At 66.6% G+C, this 15,082-nt stretch carries 17 protein-coding genes; 8 read left to right on the top strand and 9 right to left on the bottom strand.

Going from position 1 to position 15,082, the window contains the following annotated elements:
- Nucleotides 1-121: 121 nt before the first annotated feature.
- The 3 genes from ASE79_RS00385 to yaaA all read right to left on the bottom strand — a co-directional run bounded on the left by ASE79_RS00385 (nt 122) and on the right by yaaA (nt 2,081).
- Nucleotides 122-400 (bottom strand): hypothetical protein, encoded by a 279-nt coding sequence (locus tag ASE79_RS00385; protein WP_056410644.1) that lies wholly within the window; start codon nt 398-400, stop codon nt 122-124.
- A 248-nt stretch (nt 401-648) separates the two neighbouring features.
- Complete coding sequence (locus ASE79_RS00380) at nt 649-1,335, bottom strand: SDR family NAD(P)-dependent oxidoreductase (protein ID WP_056410641.1); 687 nt, start codon at nt 1,333-1,335, stop codon at nt 649-651.
- Complete coding sequence (gene yaaA, locus ASE79_RS00375; protein ID WP_056410638.1) at nt 1,332-2,081, bottom strand: peroxide stress protein YaaA; 750 nt, start codon at nt 2,079-2,081, stop codon at nt 1,332-1,334. The genes ASE79_RS00380 and yaaA overlap by 4 nt, the downstream gene beginning before the upstream one ends.
- A 178-nt stretch (nt 2,082-2,259) precedes the next feature.
- On the opposite strand from yaaA, the gene ASE79_RS00370 reads away from it, so the two are divergent.
- Nucleotides 2,260-3,552, top strand: coding sequence for a hypothetical protein (locus tag ASE79_RS00370; protein WP_056410636.1), 1,293 nt, complete (start codon nt 2,260-2,262; stop codon nt 3,550-3,552).
- Between the two features lie 224 nt (nt 3,553-3,776).
- Here ASE79_RS00370 and ASE79_RS00365 read toward each other — a convergent pair whose 3' ends face one another.
- Nucleotides 3,777-4,244 carry an Lrp/AsnC family transcriptional regulator gene (locus tag ASE79_RS00365; protein ID WP_055880606.1) on the bottom strand — a complete coding sequence of 156 codons (468 nt, stop codon included), beginning with the start codon at nt 4,242-4,244 and terminating at the stop codon, nt 3,777-3,779.
- Between the two features lie 197 nt (nt 4,245-4,441).
- Here ASE79_RS00365 and ASE79_RS00360 point away from each other — a divergent pair, with 197 nt between their 5' ends.
- The gene (locus ASE79_RS00360; protein WP_200910295.1) at nt 4,442-6,319 is read left to right on the top strand and encodes a sensor histidine kinase; all 1,878 of its coding nucleotides are present in this window, start codon (nt 4,442-4,444) and stop codon (nt 6,317-6,319) included.
- The gene (locus tag ASE79_RS00355; protein ID WP_056410633.1) at nt 6,316-7,299 is read left to right on the top strand and encodes a hypothetical protein; all 984 of its coding nucleotides are present in this window, start codon (nt 6,316-6,318) and stop codon (nt 7,297-7,299) included. The genes ASE79_RS00360 and ASE79_RS00355 overlap by 4 nt, the downstream gene beginning before the upstream one ends.
- An 84-nt stretch (nt 7,300-7,383) precedes the next feature.
- Here the strand turns inward: ASE79_RS00355 and rpsI are convergent, their stop codons facing one another.
- The 3 genes from rpsI to ASE79_RS00340 all read right to left on the bottom strand — a co-directional run bounded on the left by rpsI (nt 7,384) and on the right by ASE79_RS00340 (nt 9,584).
- Nucleotides 7,384-7,941: a 30S ribosomal protein S9 gene (gene rpsI / locus ASE79_RS00350; RefSeq protein WP_082444975.1), complete on the bottom strand. Its 558-nt coding sequence runs from the start codon at nt 7,939-7,941 to the stop codon at nt 7,384-7,386.
- On the bottom strand, nt 7,941-8,420 hold the full coding sequence (gene rplM / locus ASE79_RS00345; protein WP_082444974.1) for a 50S ribosomal protein L13: 480 nt from the start codon (nt 8,418-8,420) through the stop codon (nt 7,941-7,943). Before rplM ends, rpsI begins: the two co-directional genes overlap by 1 nt.
- Nucleotides 8,421-8,540: 120 nt before the next feature.
- Complete coding sequence (locus ASE79_RS00340) at nt 8,541-9,584, bottom strand: COX15/CtaA family protein (RefSeq protein ID WP_056410630.1); 1,044 nt, start codon at nt 9,582-9,584, stop codon at nt 8,541-8,543.
- A gap of 134 nt (nt 9,585-9,718) precedes the next feature.
- On the opposite strand from ASE79_RS00340, the gene ASE79_RS00335 reads away from it, so the two are divergent.
- Together ASE79_RS00335 and ASE79_RS00330 are read left to right on the top strand one after the other, a co-directional pair.
- Nucleotides 9,719-10,102, top strand: a complete 384-nt coding sequence (locus ASE79_RS00335; protein WP_056410627.1) for a MerC domain-containing protein — start codon at nt 9,719-9,721, stop codon at nt 10,100-10,102.
- Nucleotides 10,103-10,143: 41 nt separating this feature from the next.
- Nucleotides 10,144-10,611 carry a Fur family transcriptional regulator gene (locus ASE79_RS00330; protein WP_056410624.1) on the top strand — a complete coding sequence of 156 codons (468 nt, stop codon included), beginning with the start codon at nt 10,144-10,146 and terminating at the stop codon, nt 10,609-10,611.
- Between the two features lie 46 nt (nt 10,612-10,657).
- Here the strand turns inward: ASE79_RS00330 and ASE79_RS00325 are convergent, their stop codons facing one another.
- A complete protein-coding gene (locus tag ASE79_RS00325) occupies nt 10,658-11,191 on the bottom strand; it encodes a GNAT family N-acetyltransferase (protein WP_056410621.1) in 534 nt (177 codons plus the stop codon).
- A gap of 92 nt (nt 11,192-11,283) precedes the next feature.
- Here ASE79_RS00325 and dxs point away from each other — a divergent pair, with 92 nt between their 5' ends.
- Both dxs and ASE79_RS20635 read left to right on the top strand, forming a co-directional pair.
- On the top strand, nt 11,284-13,206 hold the full coding sequence (dxs, locus tag ASE79_RS00320; protein ID WP_056413070.1) for a 1-deoxy-D-xylulose-5-phosphate synthase: 1,923 nt from the start codon (nt 11,284-11,286) through the stop codon (nt 13,204-13,206).
- A complete protein-coding gene (locus tag ASE79_RS20635; protein WP_156359463.1) occupies nt 13,203-13,370 on the top strand; it encodes a hypothetical protein in 168 nt (55 codons plus the stop codon). The genes dxs and ASE79_RS20635 overlap by 4 nt, the downstream gene beginning before the upstream one ends.
- Before the next feature lie 42 nt (nt 13,371-13,412).
- Here the strand turns inward: ASE79_RS20635 and ASE79_RS00315 are convergent, their stop codons facing one another.
- Nucleotides 13,413-14,084, bottom strand: a complete 672-nt coding sequence (locus ASE79_RS00315; protein WP_056410618.1) for an RBBP9/YdeN family alpha/beta hydrolase — start codon at nt 14,082-14,084, stop codon at nt 13,413-13,415.
- Nucleotides 14,085-14,285: 201 nt separating this feature from the next.
- Here ASE79_RS00315 and ASE79_RS00310 point away from each other — a divergent pair, with 201 nt between their 5' ends.
- On the top strand, nt 14,286-15,059 hold the full coding sequence (locus ASE79_RS00310; RefSeq protein WP_056413067.1) for a TlyA family RNA methyltransferase: 774 nt from the start codon (nt 14,286-14,288) through the stop codon (nt 15,057-15,059).
- Nucleotides 15,060-15,082: the final 23 nt, after the last annotated feature.

The raw sequence follows: 15,082 nt of genomic DNA, 5'->3' as shown, positions 1-15,082 counted from the left end.
ATCTGAAGGCTTTCGGCTTGTGTCGGTATGATGACACACCTTAGCCGAGGGGGTGGCGCCTTACTACCCCCGCGCACGCGTACGCACGCGGGGGAGAAGGGTTTCATCGCGAATTCAGGGCTTATTTGCAGGCGGCCTTGGTCTTGTTGCCGGCGAGCGAGCAATTGTACGTGACGGTCTTGCCGTTCGCGAGCTTGGCGGTGACCATCCGGCCCTTGGCGACCGTCGTGGTGCGCTTGGCGACGCGGGTGTTGCCCATCGGCGTGGTGGTCTTGGTCGTCGTGGTATGCGTCGCGACGGTCCTGGGCTGGACGGTCTTGGCCTGCGTCGCGGCGATCGCGGCCGTGCCGGACAGCAGCGCGGCTCCGGCGAGGATCGCGAGGGGGAGGGACTTCGTCATCGGGGATATCCTCTCTGTTTCGGCCTTGGTGGACGATGCGCCGAGAGTGGGCGCGGGGACCTGAACGCAGGGTGGCGGACAGGTGAAATCCGCGTCATCGAGCGGGGAGGGGTGGCGATCCTCCCCGCCAGGGGGAGGTGGCGCCGCAGGCGACGGAGGGGGGGCATGCAACGCCGGTTGTCTCTTACCTTCCCATCCGTCTGGCAAGTGCCAGCCACCTCCCCCTGGCGGGGGAGGATTGCGCGTGGCTATGGCGTGACCTCGACCCCGTCCCACGCGAACAGCTTGCCGCTGTCGGGTGCGCGCAGGCCGTCGATGACGTCGAGCAACTGCACCGCCGCCCGGTCCGCCTTGAACAGGTTGCCCGGCGTCACATTGCCCTGGAACGGCGCCGACAGCCCGGTGTCCACCGTCCCCGGATGCAGGCCCACGACGATGCCGCTCGAATTGCGGCGCTTGTCCTCGATCGCGATCGTCTTCACGAGCTGGTTCAGCGCCGCCTTCGACGCGCGATAGCCATACCAGCCGCCGAGCCTGTTATCGCCGATGCTCCCCACGCGCGCCGACAGCACCGCGAACACGATCCGCCCCGCCTTGGGCATCGTCGGCAGGAAGTGCTTCGCCACCAGCGCCGGCCCGATCGCGTTGATCGCGAAGTTGCGCGCCATCCACACCGGATCGAGCTCGCGCATCGCCTTCTCGGGACCCTTGTCGCCGTCGTGCAGCAACCCCGTCGCGACTACCACCAGCGTCGGTGATCCCACCCGCGCGGCGGCGGCCGCGATGCTCGCCTCGTCCTCCAGATCCAGATGCCGGTCGCCGCTCTCCGAGCGTGCGAACCCGAACACCGTGTCGAACGCGCCTTCGTCGATCAGTGCCTCTTCCAGCGCCTTGCCGATCCCGCCCGAGGCGCCGATGACGACCGCGTTGCTCACTTGCGCACGAACCGGAACTGCGCGTCGCTGCTGCCCGCCGCGTCATAGGCATAGCCATCGCTGTCGAATCCCTTGATCGCCTCCACCGTGTCGATCCGGTGCTCGACCAGCCAGCGCGCCACCATCCCGCGCGCCTTCTTGGCGTGGAAACTGACGAACTTCTGCGCCTCGCCCTCGCGGAAATCGATCGCGACCACCCGGATCGACTTGGGCAACTTGCCGTCCGCCGCCGCCCAATATTCCTGGCTAGCCAGGTTCAGGATCGTCCCCGATCCCTCCGTCTCGACGTCGTCCGCGAGCAGTTTCGCGATCCGGTCGCCCCACCAGTCGGTGAGCTTCGTCTTCCGCGGCGCCCAGCGCGTGCCCATCTCCAGTCGATAGGGGCGCATCAGGTCGAGCGGCCGTAGCAGGCCGTACAGCCCCGAGAGCAACCGGACATGATCCTGTGCGTAGTCCACCGCCGCCTCGTCGAGCGTCTTGGCTTCCAGCCCGGTATAGACGTCGCCCGCGAACGCGAACATCGCCGGCCGCTCGGGTAGCGTGTCGAAGTCGCGAAACCGGTCCGCGTTCAGCTTGGCCAGCGCGGGCGAGATATGCATCAGCTCGCTCAACTTCTTCTGCGTCAGGTGCGCGGCGGCATGCGCCAGCGTCTGTGCTTCGGCGGCAAAGCGCGGAGTCGTCGGCGTGAGCTTGGGCAGGGCGCTCTCGTAATCGAGCGTCTTGGCGGGCGATAGGACAGCGATCATCGCCGCGATCTAGCGGGCGCCGGGAGTGCGTTCAATCGACGTTCACGCGCTAATTTGCAGGGGCCTAATTTGCAGACGGGGGATCCGGACCGCTTGCTTGAACGTATGCACCACGGACCATATAGCGTCGCGGCGCGCCACCGAGGTGAGCGGGCCGACGCAGAGGGAGAGTTTCCGCATGAAGACCATTTCCAAGCTAGCACTGGTTGCGGCGTTCGCGACCGGCGCCAGCAGCATGGCGCTCACCGCGCCCGCCTTCGCCAAGGACAAGAAGGCCGACGCCGCAGCGACCGTGAAGCTGAGCCCCGAAGTGCAGAAGCCAGGGCTTGCCGCACAGACGGCGCTGACCGCCAAGGATTATGCGACCGCGCAGACAGCAATCGACCAGGTCGTTGCCGCCGCGAAGACCGATTACGAGAAGTATATCGGCGCCGCGCTGCGCTATCAGCTGGAATCCGAGAAGCTGGTCGCGGCTCAGACCGCCAATCCGAACGCACCGATCAACGAGACCACGCTGGCGACTCCGCTCGACGCGCTGATCGCCAACCCGGCGACGCCGGCTGCCGATCGTGGTCGCTATGCCTATCGTCGCGGCGCGCTCGCCTTCAACGGCAAGCAGTACCCGATCGCGCTCCAGTATTTCGCCAAGGCCAAGGAACTCGGCTACTCCGATCCGAACCTGCCGCTGCAGATCATCAAGGCGAAGATGGATAGCGGCGATGTCGCCGGCGCCACCGCCGATCTCGACGCCTCGATCACGCAGATGAGCGCGTCGGGCCAGAAGGCGCCCGAGGAATATTACCGCTATGCGATCGCCAAGTCGTATGCCGCCAAGCGCAAGCCCGAGACGATGGCATGGCTGAAGAAGTGGATCACTGCCTATCCGTCCGCCAAGAACTGGCGCGACGTCCTGATCCTGTCGGGCATCCAGAAGGACGCGCTGATCACGCTCGACGAGCCCCAGAAGGTCGACATCTTCCGCCTGATGCGCGCGACCAACTCGCTCGCCGACCAGACCGACTATCTGCAATATGCGGATAGCGTGAACCGTCGTGGCTTGCCGAGCGAAGCACAGGCCGTGATCAAGGAAGGTCTGGCATCGGGCAAGATCCCGGCCGCGAACACGATGGCCAAGGGCCTGCTGGCGGATGCGACCAAGAACATCGCAGCCGACGGCCCGCTGTCGGGTCTGGAAAAGCGCGCCGCGACGGCACCGAACGGCAAGCTCGCCGCGGGTACCGCCGATGCATATCTCGGCCAGAACAACTATGCCAAGTCGGTCGAGCTCTATCGTCTGGCGCTGACCAAGGGTGGCGTCGACGCCGACGACGTGAACCTGCATCTGGGTATCGCGCTCGCCCGCTCGGGCGACAAGGCTGGCGCCGCGACCGCGTTCTCGGCGGTCAAGGCATCGCCCAAGGCGGACATTGCGGGTCTGTGGACCACGTGGCTCGGCGCACCGGCTGCCTAAACGGCCCGGCGTCTTGTCGAATGGAAACGGGGCGGCAGCGATGCCGCCCCGTTTTCGTTTGGGGGATCAGTATCCTCGCCCGCCAAAGGGAGCTGGTGCCGGAGGTGACGTTGGGGGAGGGCGCGGAACAGCGGTGTCCGGTTCCACGTCAGCCTCGCCAGCCCTTCCTTGAAGGGATCCGCCAGGGTCGTAAAGTCAGCAAGCAGGCGCCCAGCGACGAAGCGTCAGTCCACCACCACCGGGATCCCCGACAGCGCCTTGGCGGTCCGGATCGTCAGCGACGTCTTGACGCTCGCGACGTTCGGCGCAGGCGTCAGATGCGTCGTCAGGATCTCCTGGAAGCTCTTCAGGTCCGCGGCGACGATTTTCAGGATGAAGTCGATTTCGCCGTTGAGCATGTGGCATTCGCGGATTTCCGGAATGTCGGCGATATGATGTTCGAACGCGGCAAGGTCATGCTCGGCCTGGCTGCGCAGCGACACCATCGCGAACACCGTGATCGGGAAGCCCAACCGGCTCGCATCGAGATCGGCATGATAGCCGCGGATCGCCCCCGCTTCCTCGAGCGCGCGGACGCGGCGCAGGCATGGCGGTGCCGTCAGGCCCACCTGGTCAGCCAGGTCGACATTCGTCATCCGACCGTCGGCCTGCAACAACGACAGGATCTGCCGATCGATCCGGTCAAAACTCATTTCACGCAACTCCCGATAGGCATCGCAAACCAAGCGATTCATTCCTCATAGCCATAAGATTGTTGCGGCGAAACGCAATTGTCCCACTATGCGACGAACGTCTACGGACACGCAAATGCGCTGTTCCGTCGTTTGGCCGGCGGCGTTAAGGAATCGGTACGGAGAGCGTGGTACGCCCACCCAAACCGGGGAACGATGTGCGGTTCGACGATAGCCTGAAGACGATCCTCGCTGCCGATATGGCCACCGGTTTCGGCGCGCAGTCCGCGTGGCGGCAGCTCGTCGACCTGATGGGTCGCGGTCGCGCGGCGGTCGACGAACCGGCGATCGCGCGGTTGCGCCTGCTGCGCCAGGCGGTGCCGGTCGAGGTCCGCGCCGCCAGCGCGCGTGCGCTCGCCTTTGCCCACCCCGATGCCAAGCTGGTCGGGTTCTTCGCGGAGGACACGTTGGCGATCGCCGCGCCGGTCCTGCGGACCGCGATGCTCGAGTCCGACGATTGGCTGGCGATCCTGCCGCGCCTGACTCCCGCGAGCCGTTCGGTGCTGCGGCATCGGCGCGATTTGCCAGCGGAGGTCGAGCGCGGCTTGCAGAGCTTCGGACCGGTCGACTTCGTGTTGCCGCAGCCCGATCCGCCGATCGTGGCGGAGGCGATCGTTGTCGAACCGATCGCCCCGGAGCCGGTGGTCATCGAAGAGCCGGCTGTTGAAGCGCTGGTAATCGAAGAGCCGCGCCTCGCAGAGCCCGCCATTCCGGAGTCCGTTGTCGAGCTGCCGGCACCGCGTCGTCTCGCTGGCGAAGCGTCGCTCTACAGCGCGCCGCTCAGCGAGACCCCGTTCATGGCGCTCGGCGCGGTCGCGCGCGGTCTGCCGTTTGTCGCGGAGGCGTTTCGCCATGCCGAAATGGCTGAGGCCGAGCCGACGGTCGAACCTGCCAGCGCATCGCCCGCGGACCGGTTCGAGATTTCGGATCTCGTCGCGCGGATCGAGGCTTTCAATCGTGACCGCACCGCCGAAGCCGCCACGCCGACGCCCGCCGCTGCCGAGATCGAGAGTTTCCGGTTCGAAACCGACGCGCAGGGCGTCATCCGGATGATCGACGGCGTCGCACGCTCGGCGCTGATCGGGATGTCGCTGGCTTTCGCTGCGAAGCAGGGCGAGGCGCAGCTCGACGGGGTCGCGGCAGGTGCCTTTCGCCGTCGCTCGCGGTTCAGCGACGCGCGACTCGAAGTCGGCGGGTTGTCGGATGCGTTCGGATCGTGGCGGCTGTCGGGCGTGCCCGCGTTCGAACATGCGTCCGGCCGCTTCATCGGCTTTCGCGGTACCGCTCGCCGTCCGCGCCGCGACGAAGTCGCGCAGCCGGTGCGCGCGACGTCGCCCGTCGCCGATTCGCTGCGCCAGCTCGTCCATGAACTGCGCACGCCGACCAACGCGATCGCGGGGTTCGCCGAGCTGATCGAGACGCAGCTGCTCGGCCCCGTATCGCCCACCTATCGCGACCGCGCGACCGCGATCCGCACGCAGGCGGGTGACCTGCTATCCGCGATCGACGATCTCGATACTGCAGCGCGGATCGAGGGGCATGCGCTCGACCTGCGGCCGACGACGGTGCCGGTCCGGGCGTTGCTCGACCGCGTCGTGCGTGATCTCGAGCCCCTTGCGACGTTACGCGGTGCGAGCCTGGCGGTGGCGATGCCGGCGGGTGACTGCGATATCCTTGGCGACGATCGTGCGGTCGAGCGGCTGGTCGGCCGGTTGCTCGCCGCGCTGGTCTCGGCGGGGCGGCAGGGCGAGCAGCTCGGGATCGTCGTCCTGCCGGTCGGGGACACGGTCACGATCGCGTTCGATCGGCCAGCCGCGCTCGCCGCGCATGCGACCGACGTGTTGCTCAGCATCGACGCCGAACAGGCGGCCGAAGACGGTGCGCCGTTGCTCGGCACCGGTTTCGCGCTGCGGCTGGCGCAGAATCTCGCGGTCGAGCTGGGCGGCGTGCTGACGATCGGCGCGGATCGGCTGACGCTGCAGCTGCCTGCCGCGGACGTCGTGCAAGCGGAGCGCGCCGCCGACGACCAGCGGTGACGTACCGCCCGCCGCAGCCGACCGCGGCGCAGCGCGTGATCTGGCCCGACGCGTTCGGGACCCGCTTCACCGTCTTCGTGGACGTCGAAGAGGAATTCGACTGGCGCGCGCCGCTTAGTCCCCGCAATCGCGCGACGACCGCGATGGCGGCGTTTCCCGACGCGCACCGCCGCTTCGCCGATCGCGGTGTCGCACTCAACTGCATGATCGACCACCCGATCGTCACCGACCCCGTCTCGGTCGCGATCCTGTCGCGAGTCGTCGAGGATGGCCGGTCCGAGATCGGTACGCAGCTGCACGCCTGGGTGAATCCGCCGTTCGAGGAGCCGCTGACAGCCGCCGCGAGCTATGCCGGCACTCTGCCGCGGGCGCTGGAGGAGGCCAAGCTCGAGACGCTCACGATGATGATCGCCGCGGCGTTCGGAACGTCGCCGCGTGCGTACAGGGCCGGGCGATACGGGATCGGCCCCAACAGCTTCGACCTGCTGGCGTCGCTCGGCTACCGGATCGATAGTTCGGTGCGCCCCGGCTATAATTACGGCGCCGATGGCGGCCCGGACTTCACGATGGCGAAGGCGGCGGCATTTCGATCGGGCGGCATCGTCGAACTGCCGTTGACGACCGTCTTTACCGGCCACGCGCGCCGGGGCGGCGGCGGATTATATCGGGCGCTTGGCCACCTACAGAAGGCGCGCGGGCTATTTGCACGCGCGCGGTTGCTGTCGCGGATCGCGCTTACGCCCGAGGACATGCCGATCGCGGCGGCGCTGGAGGCTGTCGCGGTTGCGGCCGGCGAAGGGCTCAGGCTGTTCAACCTGTCCTTCCACTCGCCGTCGCTTATGCCGGGCCACACGCCCTATGTCCGCGACGCTGCCGACCTGCGGCGGTTTCACCACTGGTGGACGGCGATGCTCAACGCGTTCGATCGCCGCGGGATTCGCAACGCATCGCTCGACGAGATCCTGGCCGCGCTGGGCTAGGCAAGCGCATTTCCTGCTCCAGATACAGAAAGGGCGGCCCGTTGCCGGACCGCCCTTCTGATACGCAGATACTGAAAGCGAGTTTTAGCGCTTCGAGAACTGGAAGCTACGACGGGCCTTCGCCTTGCCGTACTTCTTGCGCTCGACGACGCGGCTGTCGCGGGTCAGGAAGCCTGCCGACTTGACCGTGGCGCGCAGCACCGGCTCGAAGCGGGTCAGTGCCTGGCTGATGCCATGCTTGACCGCGCCGGCCTGGCCCGAAAGACCACCACCCTTGACGGTGCAGACGACGTCATACTGACCTTCGCGCTCGGTAATACCGAACACCTGGTTGATGACGAGACGCAGCGTCGGACGTGCGAAATACACTTCCTGGTCACGACCGTTGATCGTGATCTTGCCGGTGCCGGGCTTGACCCAGACGCGGGCAACGGCGTCCTTACGACGGCCGGTCGCGTAGGCGCGGCCCTGCTTGTCGAGGATCTGCTCGCGCAACGGCATCGGCTCGCGGACGGGCTCGTTCGAGACCGGCGCTTCGATATCGCCTTCGCTGGTCGGCAGCGTCTGTGCAGCGGGGGCAGCCGGCGCAGGCTGGTTGGTCAGGCTCGCGAGATCGGCGAGCGACTGGCGGTTGTCGGACATTATGCGCCCACCTTGTTCTTGCGGTTCATGCTGCCGATGTCGAGCACGGCAGGGTTCTGTGCCTCGTGCGGATGCTCGGTGCCCTTGAAGATGCGCAGGTTGCGCATCTGCTCACGACCCAGCGGGCCGCGCGGGATCATGCGCTCGACAGCCTTTTCGAGAACGCGCTCCGGGAAGCGGCCGTCGAGGACCTTGGCGGCAGTGATGCCCTTGATGCCGCCGGCGTAACCGGTGTGCTTGTAATAGATCTTCTTCGCGGCCTTGTTGCCGGTGAAGCGGATCTTGTCGGCGTTGATCACGACGACGTTGTCACCGCAATCGACATGCGGAGTGAACGACGTCTTGTGCTTGCCGCGCAGGACGTTGGCGATGATCGATGCGGCACGACCGACGACGAGACCTTCCGCGTCGACGATATGCCACTGCTTCTCCACCTCGTGCGGCTTGGCCGACTTGGTGGTCTTCATGAGCGCCTTCATGGGCGTTGGACCTTCCAGATTGAATGCAAGCGCACCGCAGGTTGCCCCGCAGCGCGAATGCCGGCCTAATGCTGAAAGGGGTGCTTCAAGTCAAGCTTTCCGCCGGTTTGCTGACGGGTATTATGATACCCGACGTGCGCTGCCGACCGCGTGGGCGGCGAACATGGCGGCGATAAGCAGCAGAGCGGCGTTGCCCTGGTGCGCCACCGCGACGTCGATCTGGACTCCGGTCATCAGCGTGGCGATGCCCAGCATGATCTGCAACGTGACGAGGCCGACGACGAAGAAGCCTGCACGGCTGCCGGCCTTGGTCGCCGTGATTGCCAGCCAGACGAGCCCGGCCGCGGCGGCGAACGCGAACCAGCGGTGGATGAACTGGACGACGATCGGGTTGTCGACCGCGTTGCTCCAGGCGGGGTTCACCATGGGCACATCGGCGGGGAACAGCCCGTCGCCCATCAGCGGCCAGCTGGCGAAAGCGTAGCCTGCGTCGAGCCCCGCCGTGAATGCGCCGTACACCAGCTGCACGAACAGCAACGCGAGTGCGGCGATCGCGACAGGTGCGAGTCGGGCAGGGGCCGCAAGCGGGTTGCGGTGCAAGGCGGACAGGTCGAGCGCGGTCCATATGATGCCCGCAAGGATCGTCAGCGCCGTCAGCAGATGCACCGCCAGCCGGATATGGCTGACGTCGGTTCGCACCGACAATCCCGATGCGACCATCCACCAGCCGATCGCCCCCTGGAACGCGCCCAGCGCGAGCAGTGCCGACAGCCGCCAACCATAGCCGGCCGGGATCCGCTTGCGCACCGCGAACCAGATCAGCGGGACGGCGAAGGCGATCCCGATCAGCCGCCCCCAAAGGCGGTGGAGATATTCCCAGAAGAAGATTGCCTTGAACCCGCCAAGCGACATGTCGGCATTGAACGCGGCATATTCGGGGATGCGCTTGTAGTTGGCGAACTCGGCCTGCCACTGCGCGTCGTTCAGCGGGGGAATGATGCCGCTGATCGGCTTCCACTGCGTGATCGACAGCCCCGACTCGGTCAGCCGCGTGATGCCGCCGATGACGACCATCGCGACGATCAGCCCCGCGACGCTATAGAGCCACAGGGCGACCGCGCGCGGGCGGGCTTTGGTGATAAAGGCGGCGCTGGGTTGAAGCATGTCGGAGCAAATACTCCACACGGGGGCGCGGCGCCATCGCTTCGTGTCGGCCATGCAACGCCGATCAATTCGGGTGGAAAAATCTTCGATGTAATGTTGTATCCTGTCAATCGTGCGGCTATATTGCTGGCACGATGACGCCCTCAGCCACGCATACCCACCGCTTCGCCGGACTCGACCGCTATGCGATCGGCCTGTCCGGTCTGTGCATGGTGCATTGCCTGGCGACCTCGGTGCTGGTGGCGTTGATGTCGACCGCGGGCGGTTTCCTGCTGGATCCGATCTTCCATGAGGTCGGGCTGACGATCGCGATCGGTCTGGGCGCGCTCGCGCTCGGCCGCGGCGTGCTGCATCATGGCTATATGATGCCGGCTGCGATGGGCGCGCTCGGGCTCGGGATCATGGCGGGCGCGATGACGCTTCCGCACGACAGCGGTGGCGGGGAGACGCTGTGGACGATCATCGGGGTCGGCCTGCTCGCGTTCGGGCATGATCTCAATCGTCGGGCAGACACCTGAGCGGCTTGCTGGAACTGCTCCGGCATCCTACCTCGTACGCCATGGCGCACGCCCACACCCACACCGAACCGCAAGGCGCCGATCTCACCGTCGCGGCGCAAACCACGCTCGAAAAGGCGGGGGAGCAATGGACGGCGATGCGCGCAAGCGTGTTTGCGGCACTTGCGGGGTTCGACAAACCGGCCTCGGCCTATGACATCGCCGAAGCCGTGTCGAAATCGGAAGGGCGTCGGGTCGCGGCGAACAGCGTGTACCGGATCCTCGACCTGTTCGTCGGCGCGAACCTCGCCCGCCGGGTCGAAAGCGCCAATGCGTACGTCGCCAACGCGCACCCCGACTGCCTGCATGATTGCATCTTCCTGGTCTGCGACTCGTGCGGCCAGACCACGCATCTCGACAATGACGTGATCACGCGCGGCGTCCGCAATGCCGCAGAAGCTGCCGGCTTTGCCCCTGTTCGTCCGGTGATCGAGGTACGAGGCCGCTGCGCAGACTGCGAAGCGAAGTAGAACGCTCGTACCGAACCTACCGTATCCTTCCTCTGGCGGGGGGGGGTTAAATAAGGGCCTTGCCCATCCGGATCATCGGTACCGGTACCTCTCCTGGCGTTTCGATGTGCTCGATCGGCTGATAGCCACACGCCCGGTACAAGGGCTCACCGGCAAGCGTCGCCATCATCTCCGCACGCGCGAACCCGGCATCGCGTGCTGCCGCTTCGCATACCGACAGCACCAGCCGGGCGACGCCGCGTCGCACGAAATCCGGATCGGTATACATCGCGCGGATTCGCGCGGCATCGTGGCTTGGATCGAGCAGGGCGGCATCACGCAACGATGTGCTGTGGTCGCCGCCATACAGCGTCGCGCGCCGGCTCCAGCCACCGCAGCCCGCCAGGCGTCCGTCGCCGGCATGGACCAGCAGATACGTCCCGTCCGCGATTAATTGGGTGTCGAGCCCCATGACCGCCCGGCTTGCCGCGACCTGCGAGGGCGTGAGGAAATCCCCCTGCAACGCCCCGATCGCACGCGCCATCAGCGCCGAGATCGCGGCAATGTCCGGTTCGCGGGCAAAACGATGCGTAAAGTCCATGGCGGTGCAGTTCCCGAGCAATTTCAGCGCGAATGCTACGCCATGACACGGTAACAATCGACACGATAGGCGGGCTGCATTAAGCGAGGATGATGGCCGATCTTCCCGCGACCCCGCTGCTCGACACCGTTTCGACGCCCGACGACCTCCGCAAGCTGCGCCCGGACCAGCTCCGCCAACTCGCCGACGAACTGCGGACCGAGACGATTTCCGCGGTCGGCACTACCGGCGGGCATCTCGGCTCGGGCCTCGGCGTGGTCGAGCTGACGACCGCGATCCACTATGTCTTCGACACCCCGCGGGATCGGTTGGTTTGGGACGTTGGTCACCAATGCTATCCGCACAAGATCCTGACGGGGCGGCGCGACCGGATTCGGACGCTGCGCCAGGGCGGCGGGCTGAGCGGCTTCACCAAGCGTAGCGAGAGCGAATATGACCCGTTCGGCGCGGCGCATTCGTCGACGTCGATCTCGGCTGCGCTGGGTTTTGCGGTCGCCAACAAGATTGCGGGTACGCCCGGCAAGGGAATCGCGGTCATCGGCGACGGCGCGATGTCCGCGGGCATGGCCTATGAGGCGATGAACAACGCCGAGCAGGCGGGCAATCGCCTGGTCGTCATCCTCAACGACAACGACATGTCGATCGCGCCCCCGGTCGGCGGGCTGTCGGCGTATCTCAGCCGAATCGTGTCGAGTCGCGAGTTCCTCGGCATCCGCGAACTCGCCAAGAAGCTTGCGCGCCGCCTGCCGCGCCCGTTCCACAACGCCGCGCGCAAGACCGACGAGTTCGCGCGCGGCATGACGATGGGCGGGACGCTGTTCGAGGAACTGGGCTTTTACTATGTCGGCCCGATCGACGGTCATAACCTCGAACACCTGATCCCGGTGCTCGAGAATGTCCGCGATGCCGAGGAGGGCCCGATCCTCGTCCATGTCGTCACCAAGAAGGGCAAGGGCTATGCCCCCGCCGAGGCCGCCGCGGACAAATATCACGGCGTCCAGAAGTTCGACGTGATCTCCGGCGTCCAGACCAAGGCCCCCCCGGGCCCGCCGCAATATCAGAACGTCTTCGGTGCGCAGCTCGTCGCGGAAGCCGCCAAGGACGAGCGGATCTGCGCGATCACCGCGGCGATGCCGTCGGGCACCGGGCTCGATGCGTTCGCCAAGGCCTATCCCGACCGCTTCTTCGATGTCGGCATCGCCGAACAGCATGGCGTGACGTTCGCCGCGGGGCTTGCGGCGCAGGGCCTGCGCCCGTTCTGCGCAATCTATTCGACCTTCCTTCAGCGCGCCTATGACCAGGTCGTCCACGACGTCGCGATCCAGAACCTGCCGGTCCGCTTCGCGATCGATCGTGCGGGCCTCGTGGGGGCGGATGGCGCGACCCATGCGGGGTCGTTCGACGTTACCTATCTGGCGACGTTGCCGAATTTCGTCGTGATGGCGGCGGCGGACGAGGCCGAGCTTGTCCACATGACGCATACCGCCGCGCAATATGACGCAGGCCCGATCGCGCTGCGCTATCCGCGCGGCAACGGCACCGGCGTCGCGCTGCCCGAGGTTCCGGAACTGCTCGAGATCGGCAAGGGCCGTATCGTGCGCGACGGCAAGACCGTCGCGATCCTGTCGCTCGGCACCCGGCTTGAGGAAGCGCTCAAGGCCGCCGAGATCCTCGAGGCGAAGGGGCTGAGCACGACGGTCGCCGATCTCCGCTTCGCCAAGCCGCTCGACATCGACCTGATCCGCAAGTTGCTGACGACGCACGAAGTCGCGGTGACGATCGAGGAGAATTCGGTCGGCGGGTTCGGCGCGCACGTGCTGACGCTGGCGTCGGACGAGGGGCTGATCGACGGCGGTCTCAAGCTGCGCACGCTGCGCCTGCCCGACACCTTCCAGGACCAGGACAAGCCCGACGTCCAATATGCCGAGGCCGGGCTCGATTCGACCGCGCTGGTCGACACCGTCCTCAAGGCGCTGCGGCATAATTCGGGCGGAGTCGCCGAAGCGCGCGCATGACCGGTCCGACCAAGGGAATCGTGATCATCGCGCTCGCGGTGATCGTGATGGTGTCGCTCAACATCGCGATGTGGCGACGGATGCGCGGCGGCCTCGCGGCGGCGAAGGCCGAGCAGGCCGCGAACCCCGAGCGGTTCGATGAGGACGGTTCTCGGATCCCGTGACGGAGCACCACCCCGGACTCGGCCGGCGTGGTGGATCGTTTGTCACCCACCCAGATAATGCGTCTGGGCGGCATCCGTGGCGTTCACCGCCAAAATCGAGCGCGCCCGGCTTGGCGGCAATGGCTGGCCGCGCCCGTCACTGCTCGCCGCGATGACGCGTTCGAGCAGGTCCTGACCTTCGCGCCACCAGCCGATCCCGCTGGCCGCGTTCAGATGCCCCTGCGGTCCGGCGTCGACGAAGTGGCTGCCCCAGTCCGCGGCCATGCTGTGCGCGCGCTCGGGGCTGACCCAGGGGTCGTCGCTGCTCGCCACGACGATCGACGGGAAGGGCAGCGGCGTGCGCGGCGTCGGTGAGAAGCCCTTCAGTTCGGCCTGCGCGCCGCCGCGATCGACATCGGCGGGCGCGACCAGCAGCGCGCCCGCGACCGGCCAGCCATAAGGCTGCGGGCTCAGTTCGGCCCACCACGCGACTGCTAGGCATCCCAGGCTGTGCGCGGCGAGGATCACCGGCGCATCCGCCCGGCGTATCGCCTCGTCGAGTCGCGTGACCCAGGCGTTGCGGTGGGGTGTGTTCCACATCCCGAGTTCGACGCGGACAGTATCGGGCCGCGCGTCTTCCCACAGTGTCTGCCAGTGCGAAGGGCCGGAGCCGCCGAGCCCCGGCACGGTGAGGATGGTCGGTTGGACGGACTCATACGGTGCGAAATTACCCACAGCGCTTCTCCTTCTCCGGACCCCTTTTTGCAGGGTGGGAGCGTAGCCGAACGACGCTCTAGGGGACGCCGTGCGGCCACGCTCTCCGATGCTGAAGATACTCCCACTAATTCGGTAGGCAATGGCATTGCGGCGAAAGGAAGGCAGCTTGCGATGACCGGACGGCGCGACGATAGGCTGTCGGATGGCAAGGATATCGGCATGGTGAAGATACGCGCGGACCAGATGCTGGTCGACAGGGGGCTCGTCGAGTCGCGCACGCGCGCGCAGGCGCTGATCATGGCGGGGCTGGTGTTCGCTGGGACCAAGAAGGTCGACAAGCCCGGCCAGACTTTACCCGACGACGTTGTGCTCGACGTCCGCGGCCGCGATCATCCCTGGGTGTCGCGCGGGGGGATCAAGCTTGCGCACGGCCTCGCGCATTTCGGCTGGGACGTGACGGGTCTGGTCGCGATCGACGTCGGATCATCGACGGGCGGCTTTACCGACGTGCTGCTGAAGGGCGGCGCGACCAAGGTCTATGCGGTCGATAGCGGGACCAACCAGCTCGCTTGGTCGCTTCGCCAAGACGACCGCGTCATCGTCCACGAGCAGACCAGCGCGCGGATCCTGACGCCTGCGCATATCCCCGAACCCGTCGACCTGATCGTGTGCGATGCGAGCTTTATCGGACTGGCCAAGGTGCTCGAACGCCCGATGTCGTTTGCCAGGCCGGGGGCGCGGCTGATGGCGCTGGTGAAGCCGCAGTTCGAGGCTGGCCGCGAGGAAGTAGGGAAGGGGGGCGTCGTCCGGGATGCCGCGATTCACCGCCGGGTCTGCGACGAGGTCGCGGCGTGGCTGACCGCGCAGGGCTGGCACGTCGAGGGTGTGGTGCAGAGTCCGATCACCGGCCCCGAGGGCAATGTCGAGTTCCTGATCGCGGCGCGGCAGGGGGCAGGCGCGACCGTAGACGCCGGGACGGCCGTGCCGGAATGAACCACTAGCGGAACGATTATCGC

Origin of the sequence: Sphingomonas sp. Leaf28 (genome assembly GCF_001421685.1) — a bacterium.
GTDB classification, from domain to species: domain Bacteria; phylum Pseudomonadota; class Alphaproteobacteria; order Sphingomonadales; family Sphingomonadaceae; genus Sphingomonas; species Sphingomonas aurantiaca.
Note: the sequence above shows the minus strand (reverse complement) of the source record. Positions and strands in the feature narration are given on the sequence as shown.

Coding starts and splice junctions, on each gene's coding strand:
- ASE79_RS20635 (WP_156359463.1), top strand. CDS start 13,203: ATGACCGGTCCGACCAAGGGAATCGTGATCATCGCGCTCGCGGTGATC.
- ASE79_RS00340 (WP_056410630.1), bottom strand. CDS start 9,584: ATGCTTCAACCCAGCGCCGCCTTTATCACCAAAGCCCGCCCGCGCGCG.
- ASE79_RS00335 (WP_056410627.1), top strand. CDS start 9,719: ATGACGCCCTCAGCCACGCATACCCACCGCTTCGCCGGACTCGACCGC.
- yaaA (WP_056410638.1), bottom strand. CDS start 2,081: ATGATCGCTGTCCTATCGCCCGCCAAGACGCTCGATTACGAGAGCGCC.
- rplM (WP_082444974.1), bottom strand. CDS start 8,420: ATGAAGGCGCTCATGAAGACCACCAAGTCGGCCAAGCCGCACGAGGTG.
- ASE79_RS00370 (WP_056410636.1), top strand. CDS start 2,260: ATGAAGACCATTTCCAAGCTAGCACTGGTTGCGGCGTTCGCGACCGGC.
- ASE79_RS00365 (WP_055880606.1), bottom strand. CDS start 4,244: ATGAGTTTTGACCGGATCGATCGGCAGATCCTGTCGTTGTTGCAGGCC.
- rpsI (WP_082444975.1), bottom strand. CDS start 7,941: ATGTCCGACAACCGCCAGTCGCTCGCCGATCTCGCGAGCCTGACCAAC.
- ASE79_RS00330 (WP_056410624.1), top strand. CDS start 10,144: ATGGCGCACGCCCACACCCACACCGAACCGCAAGGCGCCGATCTCACC.
- dxs (WP_056413070.1), top strand. CDS start 11,284: ATGGCCGATCTTCCCGCGACCCCGCTGCTCGACACCGTTTCGACGCCC.
- ASE79_RS00310 (WP_056413067.1), top strand. CDS start 14,286: ATGGTGAAGATACGCGCGGACCAGATGCTGGTCGACAGGGGGCTCGTC.
- ASE79_RS00325 (WP_056410621.1), bottom strand. CDS start 11,191: ATGGACTTTACGCATCGTTTTGCCCGCGAACCGGACATTGCCGCGATC.
- ASE79_RS00385 (WP_056410644.1), bottom strand. CDS start 400: ATGACGAAGTCCCTCCCCCTCGCGATCCTCGCCGGAGCCGCGCTGCTG.